The following is a 17,957-nucleotide window of genomic DNA, read 5'->3' on the forward strand; positions in this document are numbered from 1 at the left end:
AACGGTTGTGCGACAAGCCTTTGGCGTTCGGCGCGGCAATGTTCACCACCGGCACGCCGTTACCCGCCGCACCCACCGTCGTCCCACCGCCCGCCACCACCACCTGACCCAGCGCCGGCAAGACCGGATTCAAAACCAAGGTGCAGATCAGCGTCCAGATCACACCACGGCCTGAACGGCTGCGCGGGGAAGGAATAAGGTCAGGGGTGGAGAGAGAAGAGAGGGGGGCGGGTTTTCTCATGATGGCGAACCATTCGTTCAAAGAGGAAATGTTCAAAAAACGTTCACAGCAGGATTTCGAGACGGAAATGCAGGGGGCGCTCGCGCTTGAGCAGCGCAGCGGGGCGCGACAGGGATTCGGCCCAGGTCAGGCTGAGGCGGGCCTTGCGCCCGCGGGTGCTCAATTCGATGGCCCGCCCGCTGATGCGGCCGTGCTGTCCGGTGAATGCGTTGTGGCGGTCGCGCGAGATGACGCCCACGTCCCAGGCGAGCGCGAGGCCGAATTCCCCCGCCAGTTCGGGCAGCCAGTCCGCCGCTGCCGCGCCGAGCGCGTGGGCGGGAATGGCCGAGCGCCAGCGCAACTGGTTGCGCAGATAGCCGCCGCTGTCGCCGGACAACGAGCCTTCCTTGAAGCCGCGCACCGAGCCGAGGCCGCCGATGCTGACCCGGCGGGCGCTGTACAGCACGTCCTCGCTTTTCTGGAAGTAGAGCATGCTGTCGAAGGAAAACGACTGCCCGGCCAGCGCGAAGGGTTGCAGGAAGCTGCCGGTCAGCGTGTATTTGTCGTACTGGGCGTGCGGCGCGTCGCTGTCCGGATGGCGGTCGACGCGCCCGCCGAACAGATCGACGCCGCGCTGCCAGCCAAGATCGAGGTTGACGAAGGCGGAGCCGATACGCCGGCCATGATTGAACGCCAGCGCCGCTTCGGACAGGCGCGGACTGCTGGATTCGAGCAGGCTGCCTTCGATGTAGTTGCGCGAGGCGACTTGGCCGAGCGCGAAATTCACCGCCGTCTTGCCCTGGGCGTCGCGGTGCAGCAGCCTTTCGGCGCGCAGTTCGTGGCTGCGACTGTTGCCCGAGGCGGCGAATTGCAGGCCGAAGAATTCATTGACCGTGCGATAGCGGCTCTGGCTGTAGCTGTAGGAAAACGTCCACCAGCCGAGCGGCAGACTGTAGGCCAGAAAGCCGTTGTCGGCGGCGCGTTCCTGCGTGCGCTGCGTGCTGCTGCCGCCGCGCACGATCAGGTGATCGGCCAACCCGAGCGGCGAATCGAGTTCAAGGCCGAGATTCCATTGCTGTTCCCCGGTGCTGCGCTGGCCGTCGTTGTGCCGGGTAAAGGAAACGCGCCAGGGTTTTGCCGGCTGATTGGCGATGACGGCACGGCTGCCGCCCGGCGCTTCGCCCGGCAGCAGTTCGACGGCGGCGCGGTTGGAGGGCAGGCGGTTCAGTTGATCGGTAAGCTGTTCGAGTTCGCGCAGGTTGAGGAATTCTCCCGTTTTACCGGGGAAGGCCATGTTCAGTTCGCGCTCCGTCAGGCCGCTGTCCGGCTTGGCTTCGATGCCTTCGAGGCGCCCTTCGATGACGATGATTTCCAGCCGGCCACTGCCGAGATCCTGTTCCGGCAGATAGGCCCGCGAGGTGACGTAGCCGCGATCCAGATACCAGTCGGTGATGCGCTTCAACAGCGCGTTCAGGTCACCCGCCGCCAGACAGCGCCCGACGAACGGGGCCAGCAGTTCCTGCCGCTCCGCCTGATCGGGCAGGCTGGCTCCGGTGAGTTCGATGCGGCGAATCTCGAAACAACGCTCCGGCGCAGGCGCAGGTTCCGCCGGTTGCGCGGCGGTTGCGGGCAGTTGGCGCAATTCCTCGATGCGTCGTTCCTGCTCCCGGAGCAATCTTTCCTGACGCTCCCGCTGCAAATCGAGATCGCCCGGCAGCACGGGTTGAGCAGACGCATATGACATAAAACAAGCCAAGATAGCGACGCAAACAGTGACAAAAATAAAATGCCGGCGATAGATGGGTGCCATCTTTGCCGGGCAACAAGAATTTGAGGGATGCAGTTCAGACATGAGAAAGGCGTAGGGGCTGCGACATTTCAATCTACATTGCACGGCAAAATAGTCCACACAATAGAAAAGCCGACTTTATCTGAATAAAAAGATAGATAACATATCTATTGAACATGCAATATTATCTTTTTGTGTTTTACACAACAAACGAAGAACCCAAACTTTCAAAGAGAGTAGAGTTTTGTGTAAACGGATCTTTGGCAGGAAACTGCCGACTTGTCCGGAGTCAGGATGAGCAAGAAGAAACACGGCGTACGCCAAAACCTTGGCACCCAATTTCCACCCTCCGGGCGCAGCGCACGAACCTACAGGTGGAAACAGCCTGCAGCTTCGGGCTGATACAGCACTTTCCTAATCCGGATATGGCGGGTCCGGTTCGTCATGCGCCAGTCAAAGGCATCACCTGCCTTGTAGCCCAGAATCGCGGTACCGATGTCAGAGCAGACCGATAATTTCCCGGCGCTCTCATCCGCATCTTCCGGGTAGACCAGCGCCACTTCCACTTCCTCGTCGTCCAGTTGCAGCAAAGTCCGCGAATTCATCGTGATGACGTTCTGCTCCACGTGCCGCGCGTCGACGACGACGGCCCGCTCAATCTCGTGCTCAAGTTCAAAAACGGCCGAGGGATGTTCGAATGCGAGCAGATTCGTGAGCCGTGCCTTGTCGAATTCGGTGATGTGGATATCGGCGGTGTGCTCCGCGGCGCCTTCGCGCAAGAGCCGGAGATAACGCCTGGAACTCATGGCGAATGACTTCAAGACAGGGGTCTGACTTTCCAGCTGAAAACCACAGCGCTCGAAAGCCTTCAGCGAGCGAGTGTTTTCGATGTGCACCTTGGCGATGAGCTTGTCGGCCCGCATTTCGAAAAATGCGAGCTTCATCCCTTCGCGGATGGCACTCGCACCGAGCTTGCGTCCCCAGTTGTCGCGGTTGCCGATAACCAGGACCATTTCGCAGTCCGACCCGGTTTTGACCAGACGCACAAAGCCCACGGGCACATCATGCCGATCGTAGGCCGTGAAGAACCGACCGCCTTGATTGAACAGATGCGTCAGAACAGGTAACTGAACACGTCCGATAACCTCTTCGATGAAGCGGGAGACATGGCGGGAATCGCTCAGGTAGCGGGTGACGCACTCGTCTTCCAGCCAGTCCATGAGTATGAGCGCGTCAGCCCGAGTGATCTCGGGACACAGAGAAATGAAAGGTCTCATCATCTTCACCACGTTGGCAGCAAGAATGAAAGCCTTTCATGGGCCCAGCCATGACGGTTCTTTCGAAAGGGTGCCTATTCTATGGCGGCACGGGCCCAAAGTCGAGGCGGCCGGGATACGCGCCGAGAGTGTGCAAGCGCTTGGTACGGTATCATCCAGCCAAGAGGACGACCTCGGCCTGCGGGCAATGTGAACACGTCCGGGACGGCCCGGCTCTTTCCTGAAGGAGGGCCATATGGCCTGGATTCTGTTGATTTTCGCTGGACTGCTCGAAGTGGTCTGGGCTTACACGATGAAGCTCTCGGACGGCTTCACTCGGATGGGATACGCATCCATCACCATTGCCGCAATGATCGCCAGTTTCTGGCTGCTGTCGATGGCGATGAAATCCCTGCCGCTGGGAACCGCCTACACGATCTGGACGGGTATCGGTGCCGTCGGCGCTTTTGTCGTCGGCATCTGCGTACTGGGTGAAGCCGTCAGCCCGCTACGGATCTTTGCCGCCGTTCTCATCGTGAGCGGCCTGCTGCTGATGAAAATAGCCTCCTGAGGCTATCAGCCGCACTCTGCGCTAGGGCCACAGCCCCAGTTCGGCCATCTGGCGGCTGGCGGCTGGCGCCCAGCCTCGGTTGGCCAGCGGGCTGGCCGGGCTGGGATGCAGGATGCGGCCAAAATTCAGAGGGCGTCCAGCCAGGGCTTCGCGCGCCCGCTGCTCGGCCCAGACGCCGACGCCAATCACCCATTCGGGCTGCAGGGCGTCGACCAGGGCACGCAAATGCTCATCGCAGGCTGCCTGCAAGGGAGTGCGCTCAGCAGCCGGCAGCTTGTCCGGCGTCAGGTTGCGGCTCTGGTCGAAAAACACCAACGGACAGTAATTGGCCACGAAGTGGTCGGCAAAGAATTTCTGCGGCGTGCCAAAACGCTCCGCAAACAATCCCCACAGGCGCTTGCCGCTGGCCTCGGAGCGGCGGCAGGAAAAACCTTCCACCGGCCGTTTCGGATTGCTCTGCACTGGCTGGCCGATGCTTCCGTGCAGATCAAGCCAGTCGCACACCGCAGCAATTTCGCCAAACGGCACCCCCGTCTGGGCCATGCCAAATGGCCCGGGATTCATGCCCAGGAACACGATGCGCTTGCGTCCCTGTCCATAGCGCTCGAGATAGGCGCGATGCACCGCCCAGGCGTAGGTCAACGGGTTATAGACGTGGCTGACCGGCGCCGCAAAATGCAAGGTTTCAACCGTGTCGGACAGCGCCAAAGCTGCCTTGACGAGTGCGTCAGCCGCCATCAGTTGAGTTTTTCCGGGCTGCCGCAGCACTGCTTGAATTTTTTACCGCTGCCACAGGGGCAGAGGTCGTTGCGCCCCACCTTGGGTTCGCTACGCCGTTCGGTTACCGGAGTACGCATGGCACGCCAGAAATTGTAGATATCCTGAATGATGAAAGGCAGATTCATTTGCCGGTCCGCCAGAATGCGCGCCTCTTCCGCCGGGCTCATCCAGCTTTCCTCCAGGCGCTCGGCCTCGGACTTGAGCAAGCCGGTCAGGAGGTAGAACGGCTCCATCAATTCGATCAGCCGCTCCTCGTGCTGGCCTGCAGCTTCTGCCCAGGGCATCGCACTCATTTCAGTACCGTACAGATACGCCTCGCACCACATCTTGTAGTCAAAAGACGGGGTTTCTTCCTCCGGCGCCACGCCTGCCGCGTCATCCGCGGCTGCTTCGTCCAGGTCTTCTTCCGGATAAAGGTACAGGGGGAAATTCTCGCCTGCCGCCAGGGCGGCTGCGTGCTGATTGTAAAAACGGATCAGCAGATCGATCAATTCGCGCAGATCCTCGGCATCGAGATGGCTTTCCATCGCCGGCCCGAGCACCTCCGGCAACCACTGCGCAGGCTGAATCGGCTCCGGCCCGCTGAGCATGGCGCAGAAAAACCCCTGAATTTCGTCCAGCAGCATGGCTTCGCCACCGAGAAACTCGCTGTCCAGGAGCGCCTCCAGGCGGTCAAGTTCGTTTTCGCTCAATGCGGTCATGGTGTTTCCTTTACTCAATGGTCAGGCTGTGATCAGCCATTCAGCCCACCCAACGACGGGCGTTGCGGAACATGCGCATCCACGGGCTATCTTCACCCCAACCCGACGGATGCCAGGACATCTGGACGCTGCGGAACACCCGTTCCGGATGCGGCATCATCGCGGTAAAGCGGCCATCAGCAGTGGTCACTGCCGTCAGGCCGGCGGGAGAGCCATTGGGGTTGTACGGATAGACTTCAGTCGCCTGGCCGTGGTTATCGACGAAACGGGCGGCAGCCAGACACGCGGCTTGATCGGCAGGCGAATCGAAAACCGCCCGACCTTCACCGTGCGAAACCACGATGGGGATCTGCGAGCCTTCCATGCCGGCGAAGAAAATCGACGGCGAATCCAGCAACTCGACAGCGACAAAGCGTGCCTCGAACTGCTCGACCTGATTACGGCGGAAGGCCGGCCAGTGTTCGGCACCGGGAATCAGCGATTTCAGCGCGCTCAACATCTGGCAACCGTTGCAAACACCGAGCGCAAAGGTATCCGGGCGCCGGAAGAAGGCTGCGAATTCCTCCCGGCAGGCGGCATTCATCAGAATGGTCTTGGCCCAGCCCTGCCCCGCGCCCAGCACATCGCCGTAAGAGAAGCCACCACAGGCAGCGAATCCCTTGAAATCAGCGAGACTGACGCGCCCGGCGAGAATGTCGCTCATCGTCACGTCGACCGCCTGGAAGCCGGCACGATCGAAAGCCGCCGCCATTTCGTAATGACTGTTGACGCCCTGCTCGCGCAGGATGGCCACCTTGGGCCGGCCGCTGATGGCCTGGTAAACCTGGGTGAAATCGTCCTGCGGATCAAATGTCAGCTTGGGCGACAGACCAGGATCGCTGGTATCGAGGATGCGGTCGAATTCCTGCTGCGCGCAGTCGGGGTTGTCGCGCATCGCCTGCATGCGGAAGCTGGTTTCCGACCAGGCACGCTGCAGGTCGACGCGCTTCTCGCGCAGCACGCGCTTGGCATTGCGGGTGACGCGGATTTCGTCCCACTCGTTCAGGTGGCCGACAAAGTGGTAAGGCACGCCACAGGCGCGCAGGATCGGCGTGACCTTCTCGCGGTCGGCGCGGCGAATCTGGATCAGCGCACCGAGTTCCTCGTTGAACAGGGCACGGACGATATTCTCGAAATCGCGGCCGGCCATCAGGTCCGGGCGCTTCTCGGCACCATCAACGTCGAGCGCGGCAGCGTCGAAACAGACGCCGTCGAGGTCGAGCGAGACGCCACAACGGCTGGCGAAGGCCATTTCGCAGGCGGCGACGAACAGACCACCGTCGGAACGATCGTGGTAAGCGAGCAGCAGGCCGTCGCGGTTGAGTTTCTGCACCGCGTCGAACAGGCCCTTGAGCTTGGCCGGCTCATCGACGTCCGGCGCATCGTCGCCGGTGGCGTTGTAGACCTGCGCCAGGCAGGAGCCGCCGAGGCGGTTCTGGCCGAGATCGAGCAGCAGCAGTTCGCTCTCTCCACCCTCACCCTGGTCGGTGGCGAGCAGCGGGGTTTTCGTCTTGCGCACGTCGTCGACCGCAGCAAACGCGGTGACGATCAGCGACAACGGCGACACCACCTGCTTCTTCTCGCCGCCCTCTTCCCAGGCGGTGCGCATCGACAGCGAATCCTTGCCAACTGGAATTGACACGCCGATCTGCTTGCACAATTCCGAAACACCTTCGACCGTCGCATACAGGCGGGCGTCCTCGCCCGGCACGCCGCACGGTGCCATCCAGTTGGCCGAGAGCTTGACCTTGTCCAGGCTGCCAACATCGGCGGCGGCCAGGTTGGTCAGCGCCTCGCCGATGGCCATGCGGCCGGAAGCCGGCGCATCGAGCACGGCCAGCGGCGTGCGCTCGCCCATGGCGAAGGCTTCGCCGAGATAACCTTGATAACCCATCGTAGTCACGGCGACGTCGGCCACCGGCACCTGCCACGGGCCGACCATCTGGTCGCGCGCGGTCATGCCACCGACCGAGCGGTCACCGATGGAGATCAGGAAGGTCTTGTCGGCGATGGTCGGCAGACGCATCAGGCGGTAAGCGGCGTCCTTGAGTTCGATGGAAACCGCGTCGAAGGGCACGAAGGTCGACGGCTGCGACGTGACATCGCGCGTCATGCGCGGCGGCTTGCCGAGCAGCGCTTCCATTTCCATGTCGACCGGATTGACGCCGAAATGCGCGTCGGTGACGGTCAAGTGGCCGTCGCCGGTGGCTTCGCCGACGACAGCGAACGGGCAGCGCTCGCGTTCGCACATCGCCTGGAATTCGCCGATGCGGTTCGGCGGGATGGCCAGCACGTAGCGTTCCTGCGATTCGTTGGACCAGATTTCGGCCGGCGACATGCCCGGCTCCAGGGTCGGCACCTTGCGCAGATCGAACTTGGCGCCGACGCCGCCCGAATGGGCAAGTTCCGGCAAGGCGTTGGAAACGCCGCCGGCACCGACGTCATGCACGGAGAGAATCGGATTGTCCTTGCCCATCTGCCAGCAACGGTCGATGACTTCCTGGGCGCGCCGCTGGATTTCCGGGTTGCCGCGCTGCACAGAGGCGAAGTCGAGGTCTTCGGCATTGACGCCGGCGGTCATCGACGAAGCAGCACCGCCGCCCAGACCGATCAGCATGCCGGGACCACCCAGTTGCACGAACAGCGTGCCGACCGGGAAGGTTTCTTCCTTGAACGACTGCTCGGCCTGGATGGAACCAAGGCCGCCGGCGATCATGATCGGCTTGTGGTAGCCGCGCACGAATTTTTCGCCATTGACGGGCACGTCCTGCTCGTAGGTGCGGAAGTAGCCGGTCAGGTTCGGGCGGCCGAATTCGTTGTTAAAGGCGGCAGCACCGATCGGGCCTTCGAGCATGATGTCGAGGGCGGAAGCGATGCGCGAGGGTTTGCCGTAGGCGCGCTGCTGCTCGGTTTCCCAAGGCTGAATGGCATCCGGCAGGTTCAGGTTGGACACAGTGAAGCCGCACAGGCCGGCCTTCGGCTTCGAGCCCTTGCCAGTGGCGCCTTCGTCGCGGATTTCGCCACCGGAGCCGGTCGAGGCGCCGGGGAACGGCGAAATCGCGGTCGGGTGGTTGTGCGTCTCGACCTTGGTCAGGATGTGGGTCAGCTCTTCCTTGTACGAATAGCCGCGGTCGGCATCCGGGTAGAAACGCGGAATGGTCGCGCCCTCGATGATCGAGGCATTGTCGGCGTAGGCCATCACCGTACCCTGCGGGTTGGCGGCGTGGGTTTCGCGGATCATGCCGAACAGCGTCTTGTCCTTCTTCTCGCCGTCGATCACCCAGGAGGCGTTGAAGATCTTGTGGCGGCAGTGCTCGGAGTTGGCCTGAGCGAACATCATCAGTTCAACGTCGGTCGGGTTGCGGCCAGCCTGGGTGAAGATGTCGAGCAGGTAATCGACTTCGTCGTCGGACAGCGCCAGGCCGAGCGTGGCGTTGGCGTCGACCAGCGCGGTTTTGCCGCCCTGGAGCACATCGACTGTCGCCAGCGGCTTGGGCGAGAAATGCCGGAACAACTCCCCGGCCTGCGAAAAATCATTCAGCACTGACTCGGTCATGCGGTCATGCAGCAACGCTGCCACCTGCTGCCGCTCTGCCTCGGTCAGGGTTTTGCCTGCCGGCAATTCAAGACGGAAGGCAATCACCCGCTCAATGCGCTCGATTGCGTCGGCCAGTCCGCAGTTGTGGGCAATATCGGTGGCCTTGGAAGACCAGGGGGAGATGGTGCCGATGCGCGGCGTCACCAGAAACAATTCGCCCGTCGCTACCGCCGCCGACTCCTCTTCCAGCAAAGCCGCCAGTTGCGCACGCTCGGCATCGCTCAAGGCCCGTTTAACTTCCACCACATGCCAGTAATCCGCCCGCAAGGCCACCATTTTCGGCAGCACCACCTGCAGGCGATCAACGAGACGTTGCAATCGAAACGCGGAAAAGGCAGCAGCGCCCTGCAAGCAAAGGATATCGGCCATGGGAATTCAAGGTTGTGCGGAAAGGTGCGAATTATACCCGAGGCCACCTTCGCCTTCTCCAAATGGGGCATCAGATCACGCGTCGCCATATTGGCGGCACGCCCCAGAGAATGCCGTGTTTTTTTGCATCGCTACGCCTCCAGCCCCCAGTGGCCGCGTTACAATTTGCCACATTCTTTTGCGCGGACTCAACGGACATGGCAACCTGGGGATTCGGCCTGCGGGCCAAATCGATGCTGGCGCTTCTGCTAGCCTGCCTGTTCGCCCTGATTCCCGCGGGCCTGGTCGGCTGGCAGGTGCTTGATGCCGTACGCGAGCACTTCGGTACAGCCTACCTGCGCAATTTCACCTTGCTCAAGCGCCAGCAAATTCTCGCCCCTGTCAGCCGCGAGCTGACCCTGTCGCTACGCCTGGCCGATTCGCAGGTCACCCGCCAATGGCTGCTCGACGAGCACGATGCCGCCAAACGCAGCCTGTTTTTTGCCGAAGCCGAAGGCTACCGGCGGGACTTTCGCAGTCAGACCTTCTTCATCATCCCCGCCAGCACCGGCAACTACTATTTTGGCGATGGGCAGCGGCAAAGCGACGTTCCAAGCTACCAGCTGCAGCGCGACAAAAAAAGCGACGCCTGGTTTTTCAATACCCTGCACCAACCGGGCTCTTACGACATCAACGTCAACTACGACGAAAACCTCAAGCTCACGCAAATCTGGTTCAACGCCATCATCCGCGATGGTGACAAGGTCCTCGGCCTGACCGGGGGCAGTCTCGATCTCACCACCTTCATCGAACGTTTCATCGTCACTCCGGAGGTCGGCCTGACACCGATGATCGTGGCCCAGAACGGCGCCATTCAGGCGCATCGCGACATCCGCCTGATTGCCACCAACCAGATCACCCACAGTGCCCTCGGTGCCTTGCCGCCGGAGCAGACCCTGAGCGGCCAGCTCGACCACGCCAGCGACCGCGAACTTCTGGCGACGGCGCTGCGCAACGCCGAGGAAAAAACCGACGAAGTCGTCATCATTCCGGTCCATCTCGCCGGCAAACCGCAACTCATGGCACTGGCCTACATTCCCGAATTGCGCTGGCACATCGTCACAGCCATGGATCTGAAGGCGGCGCGGATTCTCGATCAAACCTGGGCACGCAGCGGCCTGATCCTGCTCGTCATGCTGCTGGCCACCCTGCTGCTGGCCTTCAGCTATGCCGTCGAACGTCTGTTGCTGCGACCACTGAAAAAACTGCAGCAATCCGCCACTGCCATTGCCCGCGGCGACTACGACACCCCCTTGCCCACTGCCAGCCGCGACGAAATGGGCGATCTCAGCCAGGCGTTTGGCAGCATGGCGCAGCAGATCCGCGACCACACGACGGAGCTCGAAAACAAGGTCGCCGCACGCACCCAGGCGCTCGCCGAGGCCAACCAGGAAATGCAGCGGGCGCACCGGCAGATCAGCGATTCCATCGACTACGCCAGCCTCATCCAGCGCACCATCCTGCCGCAGCAACAACTGCGGCAAACACTCGATGAGAGACACTGCGTACTGTGGCAGCCCCGCGATGTGGTGGGTGGCGATTTCTACATTTTCCGCCAGGACGGTGAGCGTTATCTGCTGGGGGTGGTCGACTGCGCCGGCCATGGCGTTCCCGGCGCCCTGATGACCATGCTTGCCCGCGCCGCCCTCGACCATGCCATCAATACCTGCGGCCTTGACCAGCCTGCCGCCATCCTGCAGGAAACTGATCGCGGCATGCGCGCCATGCTGCAGGAATGCGAACTGCCGCGCGCCATTGCCACCAACCTCGACGCCGGCCTAGTGTTCGTAGACCTGAAGCGGAGCATGCTGCGCTTTGCCGGAGCCAAAATCAATCTCTACTGGAGTGACGGCAACGAAATCGGCCAGCTGGACGCCAACCGCCGTTCGATCGGTGACCGACGACCAGGTACCTATACCGACCAGGACATCGCATTGCGTCCGGATGTCACCTATACCCTATCCACCGACGGTTTCCTTGACCAGGCCGGTGGCGAGCGGGGCTACGGCTTCGGCAACAGCCGCTTCGCCGAACTCCTGCGCAGCAACGCCCGTCGTCCGATGGGCGAGCATGCCAGCGCCTTCAGTCAAGCCCTGGCGCTCTATCAGGGCACCTACCCGCAACGTGACGACATCACAGTGCTATCCTTCCGCTTCGACCAAAAACAGGCACAACATGACCCACATTGATCTGTTCGAACTGCGCACACACTTCAACCAGAGCCGCATCCTACTCTGCTTCAACGGCCCGATTTCACGCAGCCTGATCGAAGAAATCGGCAGTGCTCTGAAAAACTACCTGCAAGCTGAGCAAGCCCATATTTCAGCGGCAATGGACGTTTTCAGTGTCTATATCGAGATGACCCAGAACATCCGTCACTACGCACTGGCCCACGGTTACGACGAGCTCGCCGGCTCGGCCACAGTGGTGGTGGCACGCGACGCGGATGGCCGTTATCTGGTGCAGGCCGGCAACATGGTGGAGAAGGAAGACGGAGAGAAACTCCTCGCCCGGGTTGACCATCTCGCGGCCATGAGTCCGGCAGAATTGAAGGCCGCCTACAAGACCCAGTTGCGTCAGCCTCGTCCGGAAGATGCCGTCACCGGTGCCGGGCTCGGACTCATCGACATTGCCCGCAAATCAACTGCACCGCTGACGGCCAGCCTGGCCCCGCTCGATGCAACACACGTTTTTTTCAGCCTGCGCGCCACCATTTGAAACCTGCACATAAAAACAGTCATGAACGAACTCAATATCCCCGGCAGCCAATCGACTCCCAGCGTCAGCAGCAATCTGGCCCTGGGCCAGCTCTCGTTGCAGGGCGACTCCTATCCGGAAAACTCCTTCGAGTTTTTCACCACCGTCATTTCCTGGATTGAAGATTTCCTGACCCAGAAAACCGAGCCGCTCACTCTGGAACTGGGGCTGATTTACATGAATACCAGCTCGGTCAAAGCCATGATGGACATTTTCGACCTGCTCGAGGAAGCCCACAACAAAGGCCGGGCGGTGCGTGTAGACTGGCTGTACGACCCGCAGAACGAGCGGGTGCGCGAGTTGGCAGAAGAGTTCCGCGAAGACTACACTTTTCCTTTCCTGATCACCGCCCATGCCTGACAGCGATTTCCCGGCAGTGAAGAAGGCGCAGCCGCTGGCGCACTTTGCCGCCCTGCTCGACGAGCCGGCGCATGCCGACAACCCCTTGCGCCCGGCCTGCGCCGAACTGCTCAGCCTGTGCACTGAACAACAGGAGAGGCTGTCCCGGCTGGTACGCATTTCTGACGGTTATCACGATATCTCACGTAGCCAGAACCTCTCGCTGCATGCACAGTACGACCGTCAGCTGCGCCGGCTGGAAAAAATCACCCGCATCTCTGACCGCTATCAACAAAGCCTGCATGAACTGAGTGCCGCGCTTGAAGAAGCCGCCCTGAGCGACGCCCTCACCGGGTTGCACAACCGCCGCTACCTGATGGAGCGCCTCAAGAAGGAAACCTTGCGCAACGATCGCAAGGCAGGCAGCTTCGCCCTTGCCATACTCGACGTCGACTACTTCAAGTCGATCAATGACCGCTTCGGCCACGAAGCAGGCGACTTCGCCCTGTGCCAGATCGCCCAGGCGGTTCAGTCCAGCATCCGTGAATATGATATCTGCGGCCGTTGGGGCGGCGAGGAATTCCTCATCCTGCTCCCCGACACCGATCTTGCCTCCGCCGTGCAAGTCGCTGAACGCATCCGCCAGGAAATCGCCCAGCTGCACCTGGGTTTTCTCGACAGCAGCGCCCTCCCGCACACCACGGTCAGCATCGGCCTGAGCACGCACGTGCCGGGAGAAATGTATTCAGCGACACTGGACCGTGCCGACAGCGCCCTGCGTAACGCCAAATCCGCCGGACGGAACCGGATCGAAGTCAGCTAGACGGGGTATTTCCTGCCGCCTCGGGGGCGGACCGGCAGTCGGCACACTGACCATACAAGGTCAGTTCATGCCCATCGACAGCGAAACCATTGGGCGCCAGCCCCTCCAGGGCACCCGGGCAACCAGCCACATCGAAGACCCGCGTGCAGGCACGGCATAGGAAATGATGGTGGTGCGGCTTGCCGCACAACTCGTAGCGGGCGTTTTCTCCCGGCAGCTGCACCAACTGCACCGCCCCCTCCTCCATGAAGGTTTTCAGGTTGCGGTAGATGGTGGCGATGCCGATCCCCGGCGCATCGTGTTGTGCCAGCTCGAGGATTTCCGTCGGCAGCAGCGGTCTCTGCGCCGCTCGCAAGGCTGCAAGAATGGCGTGGCGCTGGCGGGTTGAGCGTTCATTCGGAAGCATTGGCAGACAGTGGCGTCAAAACAAGGGGGCTACTGTAACAGTTGCCCGTGACCGTAGCGAATCCTGAAACGCGCTTCCCGGAGAGGAAATTGGCGCCACTGCCGCATGGAAAGGTGTCGATTGATCCGATATTGAGAATTCATTATCATCTTGAATTCTGATTCTCACCACACTTGGCCACACCCATCATGTTCAAACCGACTCCTCTCGCCTTGGCACTCGCTTGCATCTTTGCTCCACTCCCGGCAAGCGCCGCTGAAACACACACCACCGCGCAGGAATCCACGCTGCCGGCGATTACCGTCGAGGCAAGCAGCCTGTCGCTGGGGATGGATGACATGACAACGCCCGTCACCGTTCTCACCGCCGATGACCTGCTCACTCAGCGAGCAGCCACACTGGGCGAAACGCTGGCGAACCAGCCCGGCACTCACGCCAGTCATTTCGGCGCCGGCGCCAGTCGCCCCGTCATTCGCGGCATGGACGGGGCGCGGGTGCGCATCCTCAGCCACGGTTCGGAAGTGATGGATGCTTCGACCATCAGCCAGGATCACGCAGTGGCGATCGAACCTCTGCTCAGCAACCAGATCGAGATCCTGCGCGGCCCTTCCGGTCTGGCCTATGGCGGTGGCGCCAGCGGCGGCATCGTCAATAGCCTCGATGACAAGATTCCCACGCAGATTCCGGCCGCAGGTTACGCCGGCCATGTCGAAATGCTCGGCGCCTCGGCCGCCCGCGAAGGCACCGGCACCTTCGCCGTCACGGCCGGCAGTGGCAATTTCGCCCTGCACGCCGAAGGGCTGTACCGTGACAGCGACGATTACCGCGTCGGCCACGGCTGGCACAAAGGCAAACGGGTCGCCGGCAGCGACACGCGCACCCGCACTGGCAGTCTCGGTCTGTCGTGGGTCGGCGACCGCGGTTATGTCGGTCTGGCCTATACGGCACAGAACAACGTCTATGGCCTGCCCGGCCACAGCCATGATTTCGAAGACTGCCATCTGCATGGCACGCACCTGCATTGCGGCAGCCATGGCGGACATAGCCACGACGATGAAGCACACGGGGTGCCCCGCGTCGACCTGCGCAGCGAACGCTGGGATGTGCGCGGCGAATACCTCGAGCCCCTGGCCGGCTTTTCTCGACTGCGTTTCAGCGGCGGCCTGACCGACTACCAGCACGACGAACTGGAGGGCAACGAAGTTGCCACCCGTTTCCGTAACAAGGCCCGCGACGGCCGGTTCGAACTGCAGCACCACCCACTCGCCGGCTGGCGCGGGGTCATCGGCCTGCAGAGCAGTTTCCGTGATTTCAGTGCGACCGGCGAGGAAGCCTATGTCCAGCCCAGTACGACCCGCAAGCATGCCGTCTTCCTGCTCGAAGAAAAACGCTTCGGTCCCTGGCGGGTGGAAGGCGCGCTGCGCCACGAATGGCAGCGTATCGACACCGATTCGGCACAGCCCAACCGCAGCCACGATGGCACCTCGGCAGCGCTCGGCCTCCACTGGCGCCTGGCGCCGCAGTACAGCCTCGGCCTGACACTGGCGCGCGCCCACCGCCTGCCCACCGCCGAAGAACTTTACGCCGACGGGCTGCACATGGCTTCCGCCACCTGGGAATTAGGCAACCCCCGCCTGCAACGCGAAACCTCGAACAACATTGACCTGACGCTGAAAAAAACCGCCGGCCCGACCACCTTCTCGTTCAGCGTTTATCGCAACCGCATCAAGGATTACATCTACGCCAGCACCCTGGACGAAGACGACGGCCTGCAGTTGATCGAATATACCCAGGGCGACGCCATCTTCACCGGCATCGAAGGTTCCGTACGCCAGCAATTGAGCCGCCAGACTGGCCTGACCCTGTTCGGCGATTACGTCCGCGCCCATCTCGACCGTGGCGGCAATCTGCCGCGCATCCCGGCTGCGCGTCTGGGCGTCCGTCTTGATGCCCGCCTGGGTGACCCGTGGCGCGGCGAACTCGAGTTCTACCGCGTTGCGGGACAGAACCGGGTAGCCGCCCATGAAAGCGCAACCCCCGGCTACAACATGCTCAATCTGCGCCTGAGTTACACCACGCGGCTCAACGGCCTCGCGACCCAGTTCTACCTGAAGGGCGAAAATCTCGGCAATCAACTGGCTTACGCGCACACTTCCTTCATCAAGCACACTGCCCCGCTGGCCGGGCGCAATATCACGCTCGGTGTGCGCATCGCCTTCTGAGTGTCTGCCGCATGCCGTGGCGGGAGGCCGTACAACGGGAGCTTCACACGGATGAACGGCAAGCGCTGCAGTTGATCGTGCTCACTTGCGGATCGGCCCGTTGCGCCCGGACATGCTGTCGCTCATCCGGTAGGCCGCATCGATGAACTGGCCGTCCGGGTTCTTGCGGCAGTACTGCTCGATGTTGCGCTCGACCGTGCCGGCCGAGACGTCGGTCACCTGCTGGCGCTGGTTGGCGTAGTTGTGGCCGCTCAGGAAGCCGCGCACCCAGGCCACCTGCGCCGCCCGCTGGTCGGGATCGGCGGCGGCCGCCTGCCAGGCGGCGCAGGAATTGTCGTCGAAACCGAGGACTTTCAGCCTCGAAGCCGTCGCCGGCCCGGCCAGCAGGACGGCACATGCCAGCAGGACGCATCCGCGCGTGTTGCCCATCGCTCACTCCAGAAACGGTTGCCAAAGGCCGCAGCATAGACCACCCGGCCGCCGGCGGGAACGCCGATGGCTTGAACCGCCGGCGATTGTCACGGTCAACCCGGCCATTGCCCGGAAAACCGCCATGCCCGAATTTCGCCCGTTTGCCCTCTCCGCCACCTATGCCCAGACGCTCGCCGAGTTTTGCGTCCCCTGGCAGCCGGCAGCCGCGCCGGCCCCCAAGCCGGTGCGCCTGAACCGCGAACTGGCCGAAGAACTCGGCGCCGACCCCGATCTCCTGGCCGGCCCCGAGGGCCTGGCGATGTTCGCCGGCAACCTGCTGCCGGCCGGCGCCAAGCCGGTCGCCCAGGCTTACGCTGGCCACCAGTTCGGCGGTTTCTCGCCGCGCCTGGGCGACGGCCGCGCTTTGTTGCTCGGCGAGGTCATCGACCGTCAAGGCCGGCGCCGCGACATCGCCTTCAAGGGCTCCGGGCGCACCCCCTTCTCGCGCAATGGCGACGGCAAGTGCGCGCTGGGCCCGGCACTGCGCGAATTCCTGGTCGGCGAAGCAATGCACGCGCTCGGCATCCCGACCACGCAGGCACTGGCCGTGGTCGCTACCGGCGACATGGTGCGCCGCGACCGCGCCCTGCCCGGCGCCGTGCTCACCCGTATTGCTGCCAGCCACCTGCGCGTCGGCACCTTCGAATACGTCGCCGTGCATCACGGCCCGGCCGCCGTGCACAAGCTCGCCGACTACGCCATCGCCCGCCACGACCCGGATCTGGTCGGCCGCGCCGACCGTTACCTGGCGCTGCTCGACGCCGTCGCCGGCCGCCAGGCCGAGCTGGTCGCACGCTGGCTCGGGGTCGGCTTCATCCACGGCGTGATGAACACCGACAACATGACCATCTCCGGCGAAACCATCGACTACGGCCCCTGCGCCTTCCTCGAAAGCTACCACCCGCGCACCGTGTACAGCTCGATCGACAGCCAGGGCCGCTACGCCTACGGCCGCCAGGCGTCGATTGCCCAGTGGAACCTCGCCCGCCTGGCGGAAACCCTGCTGCCGCTGATCGACACCGACACGGACCGCGCCATCGCCGCCGCCACAGCGGTAATCGAGGCCTTCCCCGAGCGTCACGCCGCCTGCTGGCTGAACGTGATGCGCGCCAAGCTCGGCATCGACGACAGTGGCGACACCGAAACCGACCGCGCCCTGGCCGACGATTTCCTGAGCCTGCTGCAACGCGGCCGCCACGACTTCACCAACAGCTTCCGCGCCCTCCACGACTTTGCCGACGGCCGCCCGCAGGCACTCGCCCGGCTGTTCGCCGACGACCCGGACGCCGCCGCCTGGCAGCAACGCTGGCAAGCCCGCCAGCCGCAACGCGACGCCGCCCTGCTGGCGACCATGAAGCGCGCCAACCCCTGGCTGATCGCCCGCAATCACCAGGTCGAAAATGCGCTCGAAGCCGCCGTCGACCGTAACGATCTGGCCCCTTTCGAGGCCCTGCTCGCCGCACTGCGCGCGCCCTTCGACGAACGCGACACCGACCGCCATTACACCGAACCGGCAGCGCCGGAAATCACCGCCAGCTACCAGACCTTCTGCGGGACCTGAGGCAAGGCCGGACAAA

At 62.7% G+C, this 17,957-nt stretch carries 15 protein-coding genes; 7 read left to right on the plus strand and 8 right to left on the minus strand.

Annotated elements, in window-relative coordinates; translation table 11 throughout:
- From JYJ39_RS00005 to JYJ39_RS00015, 3 genes are all read right to left on the minus strand, one after another.
- The coding region (locus JYJ39_RS00005; RefSeq protein ID WP_205200884.1) for a hypothetical protein at nucleotides 1-277 on the minus strand (277 nt) is incomplete at its 3' end.
- A 7-nt stretch (nucleotides 278-284) separates the two neighbouring features.
- Entirely contained in the window at nucleotides 285-1,964 is a 1,680-nt protein-coding gene (locus JYJ39_RS00010) for a ShlB/FhaC/HecB family hemolysin secretion/activation protein (RefSeq protein ID WP_240189478.1), read from the minus strand.
- Between the two features lie 413 nt (nucleotides 1,965-2,377).
- Nucleotides 2,378-3,289, minus strand: coding sequence for a bifunctional GNAT family N-acetyltransferase/nucleoside diphosphate kinase regulator (locus tag JYJ39_RS00015; RefSeq protein WP_205200888.1), 912 nt, complete (start codon nucleotides 3,287-3,289; stop codon nucleotides 2,378-2,380).
- A 232-nt stretch (nucleotides 3,290-3,521) separates the two neighbouring features.
- Here JYJ39_RS00015 and JYJ39_RS00020 point away from each other — a divergent pair, with 232 nt between their 5' ends.
- Entirely contained in the window at nucleotides 3,522-3,836 is a 315-nt protein-coding gene (locus JYJ39_RS00020) for a DMT family transporter (protein ID WP_205200891.1), read from the plus strand.
- A 21-nt stretch (nucleotides 3,837-3,857) separates the two neighbouring features.
- Here JYJ39_RS00020 and JYJ39_RS00025 read toward each other — a convergent pair whose 3' ends face one another.
- The 3 genes from JYJ39_RS00025 to purL are packed head-to-tail and all read right to left on the minus strand — an operon-like array spanning nucleotide 3,858 to nucleotide 9,323.
- Nucleotides 3,858-4,574 (minus strand): uracil-DNA glycosylase family protein, encoded by a 717-nt coding sequence (locus JYJ39_RS00025; RefSeq protein ID WP_205200892.1) that lies wholly within the window; start codon nucleotides 4,572-4,574, stop codon nucleotides 3,858-3,860.
- Nucleotides 4,574-5,317: a YecA family protein gene (locus JYJ39_RS00030; RefSeq protein ID WP_205200894.1), complete on the minus strand. Its 744-nt coding sequence runs from the start codon at nucleotides 5,315-5,317 to the stop codon at nucleotides 4,574-4,576. The genes JYJ39_RS00025 and JYJ39_RS00030 overlap by 1 nt, the downstream gene beginning before the upstream one ends.
- Nucleotides 5,318-5,357: 40 nt before the next feature.
- Complete coding sequence (gene purL, locus JYJ39_RS00035) at nucleotides 5,358-9,323, minus strand: phosphoribosylformylglycinamidine synthase (protein WP_205200896.1); 3,966 nt, start codon at nucleotides 9,321-9,323, stop codon at nucleotides 5,358-5,360.
- A 197-nt stretch (nucleotides 9,324-9,520) separates the two neighbouring features.
- Between purL and siaA the strand changes: the two genes are divergently transcribed.
- From siaA to siaD, 4 genes are read left to right on the plus strand one after another with little or no spacing between them, the layout of a single operon-like run.
- Nucleotides 9,521-11,551 (plus strand): biofilm regulation protein phosphatase SiaA, encoded by a 2,031-nt coding sequence (siaA, locus tag JYJ39_RS00040; RefSeq protein ID WP_205200901.1) that lies wholly within the window; start codon nucleotides 9,521-9,523, stop codon nucleotides 11,549-11,551.
- The gene (siaB, locus tag JYJ39_RS00045; RefSeq protein ID WP_205200902.1) at nucleotides 11,538-12,080 is read left to right on the plus strand and encodes a biofilm regulation protein kinase SiaB; all 543 of its coding nucleotides are present in this window, start codon (nucleotides 11,538-11,540) and stop codon (nucleotides 12,078-12,080) included. Before siaA ends, siaB begins: the two co-directional genes overlap by 14 nt.
- Nucleotides 12,081-12,101: 21 nt before the next feature.
- A complete protein-coding gene (siaC, locus tag JYJ39_RS00050) occupies nucleotides 12,102-12,479 on the plus strand; it encodes a biofilm regulation phosphoprotein SiaC (RefSeq protein ID WP_205200903.1) in 378 nt (125 codons plus the stop codon).
- Entirely contained in the window at nucleotides 12,472-13,281 is an 810-nt protein-coding gene (siaD, locus tag JYJ39_RS00055; protein ID WP_205200904.1) for a biofilm regulation diguanylate cyclase SiaD, read from the plus strand. Before siaC ends, siaD begins: the two co-directional genes overlap by 8 nt.
- Here the strand turns inward: siaD and JYJ39_RS00060 are convergent.
- Nucleotides 13,274-13,687: a Fur family transcriptional regulator gene (locus tag JYJ39_RS00060; RefSeq protein WP_205200906.1), complete on the minus strand. Its 414-nt coding sequence runs from the start codon at nucleotides 13,685-13,687 to the stop codon at nucleotides 13,274-13,276. The two genes, siaD and JYJ39_RS00060, sit on opposite strands and share 8 nt — an antisense overlap.
- 188 nt (nucleotides 13,688-13,875) lie before the next feature.
- Between JYJ39_RS00060 and JYJ39_RS00065 the strand changes: the two genes are divergently transcribed.
- Nucleotides 13,876-15,909, plus strand: coding sequence for a TonB-dependent receptor domain-containing protein (locus JYJ39_RS00065; RefSeq protein WP_205200908.1), 2,034 nt, complete (start codon nucleotides 13,876-13,878; stop codon nucleotides 15,907-15,909).
- 81 nt (nucleotides 15,910-15,990) lie between these two features.
- Here the strand turns inward: JYJ39_RS00065 and JYJ39_RS00070 are convergent, their stop codons facing one another.
- A complete protein-coding gene (locus JYJ39_RS00070; RefSeq protein ID WP_205200910.1) occupies nucleotides 15,991-16,338 on the minus strand; it encodes a hypothetical protein in 348 nt (115 codons plus the stop codon).
- Between the two features lie 124 nt (nucleotides 16,339-16,462).
- On the opposite strand from JYJ39_RS00070, the gene JYJ39_RS00075 reads away from it, so the two are divergent.
- Complete coding sequence (locus JYJ39_RS00075; RefSeq protein ID WP_205200912.1) at nucleotides 16,463-17,941, plus strand: protein adenylyltransferase SelO; 1,479 nt, start codon at nucleotides 16,463-16,465, stop codon at nucleotides 17,939-17,941.
- The last annotated feature ends 16 nt before the right edge of the window (nucleotides 17,942-17,957 follow it).

This window comes from Azonexus hydrophilus, from assembly GCF_905120355.1.
Taxonomy (GTDB): Bacteria; Pseudomonadota; Gammaproteobacteria; order Burkholderiales; family Rhodocyclaceae; genus Azonexus.

What these genes read in the sequence shown, in the direction of transcription:
- JYJ39_RS00010 (WP_240189478.1), bottom strand. Translation starts at nt 1,964, where the DNA reads ATGTCATATGCGTCTGCTCAACCCGTGCTGCCGGGCGATCTCGATTTG.
- JYJ39_RS00015 (WP_205200888.1), bottom strand. Translation starts at nt 3,289, where the DNA reads ATGATGAGACCTTTCATTTCTCTGTGTCCCGAGATCACTCGGGCTGAC.
- JYJ39_RS00020 (WP_205200891.1), top strand. Translation starts at nt 3,522, where the DNA reads ATGGCCTGGATTCTGTTGATTTTCGCTGGACTGCTCGAAGTGGTCTGG.
- JYJ39_RS00025 (WP_205200892.1), bottom strand. Translation starts at nt 4,574, where the DNA reads ATGGCGGCTGACGCACTCGTCAAGGCAGCTTTGGCGCTGTCCGACACG.
- JYJ39_RS00030 (WP_205200894.1), bottom strand. Translation starts at nt 5,317, where the DNA reads ATGACCGCATTGAGCGAAAACGAACTTGACCGCCTGGAGGCGCTCCTG.
- purL (WP_205200896.1), bottom strand. Translation starts at nt 9,323, where the DNA reads ATGGCCGATATCCTTTGCTTGCAGGGCGCTGCTGCCTTTTCCGCGTTT.
- siaA (WP_205200901.1), top strand. Translation starts at nt 9,521, where the DNA reads ATGGCAACCTGGGGATTCGGCCTGCGGGCCAAATCGATGCTGGCGCTT.
- siaB (WP_205200902.1), top strand. Translation starts at nt 11,538, where the DNA reads ATGACCCACATTGATCTGTTCGAACTGCGCACACACTTCAACCAGAGC.
- siaC (WP_205200903.1), top strand. Translation starts at nt 12,102, where the DNA reads ATGAACGAACTCAATATCCCCGGCAGCCAATCGACTCCCAGCGTCAGC.
- siaD (WP_205200904.1), top strand. Translation starts at nt 12,472, where the DNA reads ATGCCTGACAGCGATTTCCCGGCAGTGAAGAAGGCGCAGCCGCTGGCG.
- JYJ39_RS00060 (WP_205200906.1), bottom strand. Translation starts at nt 13,687, where the DNA reads ATGCTTCCGAATGAACGCTCAACCCGCCAGCGCCACGCCATTCTTGCA.
- JYJ39_RS00065 (WP_205200908.1), top strand. Translation starts at nt 13,876, where the DNA reads ATGTTCAAACCGACTCCTCTCGCCTTGGCACTCGCTTGCATCTTTGCT.
- JYJ39_RS00070 (WP_205200910.1), bottom strand. Translation starts at nt 16,338, where the DNA reads ATGGGCAACACGCGCGGATGCGTCCTGCTGGCATGTGCCGTCCTGCTG.
- JYJ39_RS00075 (WP_205200912.1), top strand. Translation starts at nt 16,463, where the DNA reads ATGCCCGAATTTCGCCCGTTTGCCCTCTCCGCCACCTATGCCCAGACG.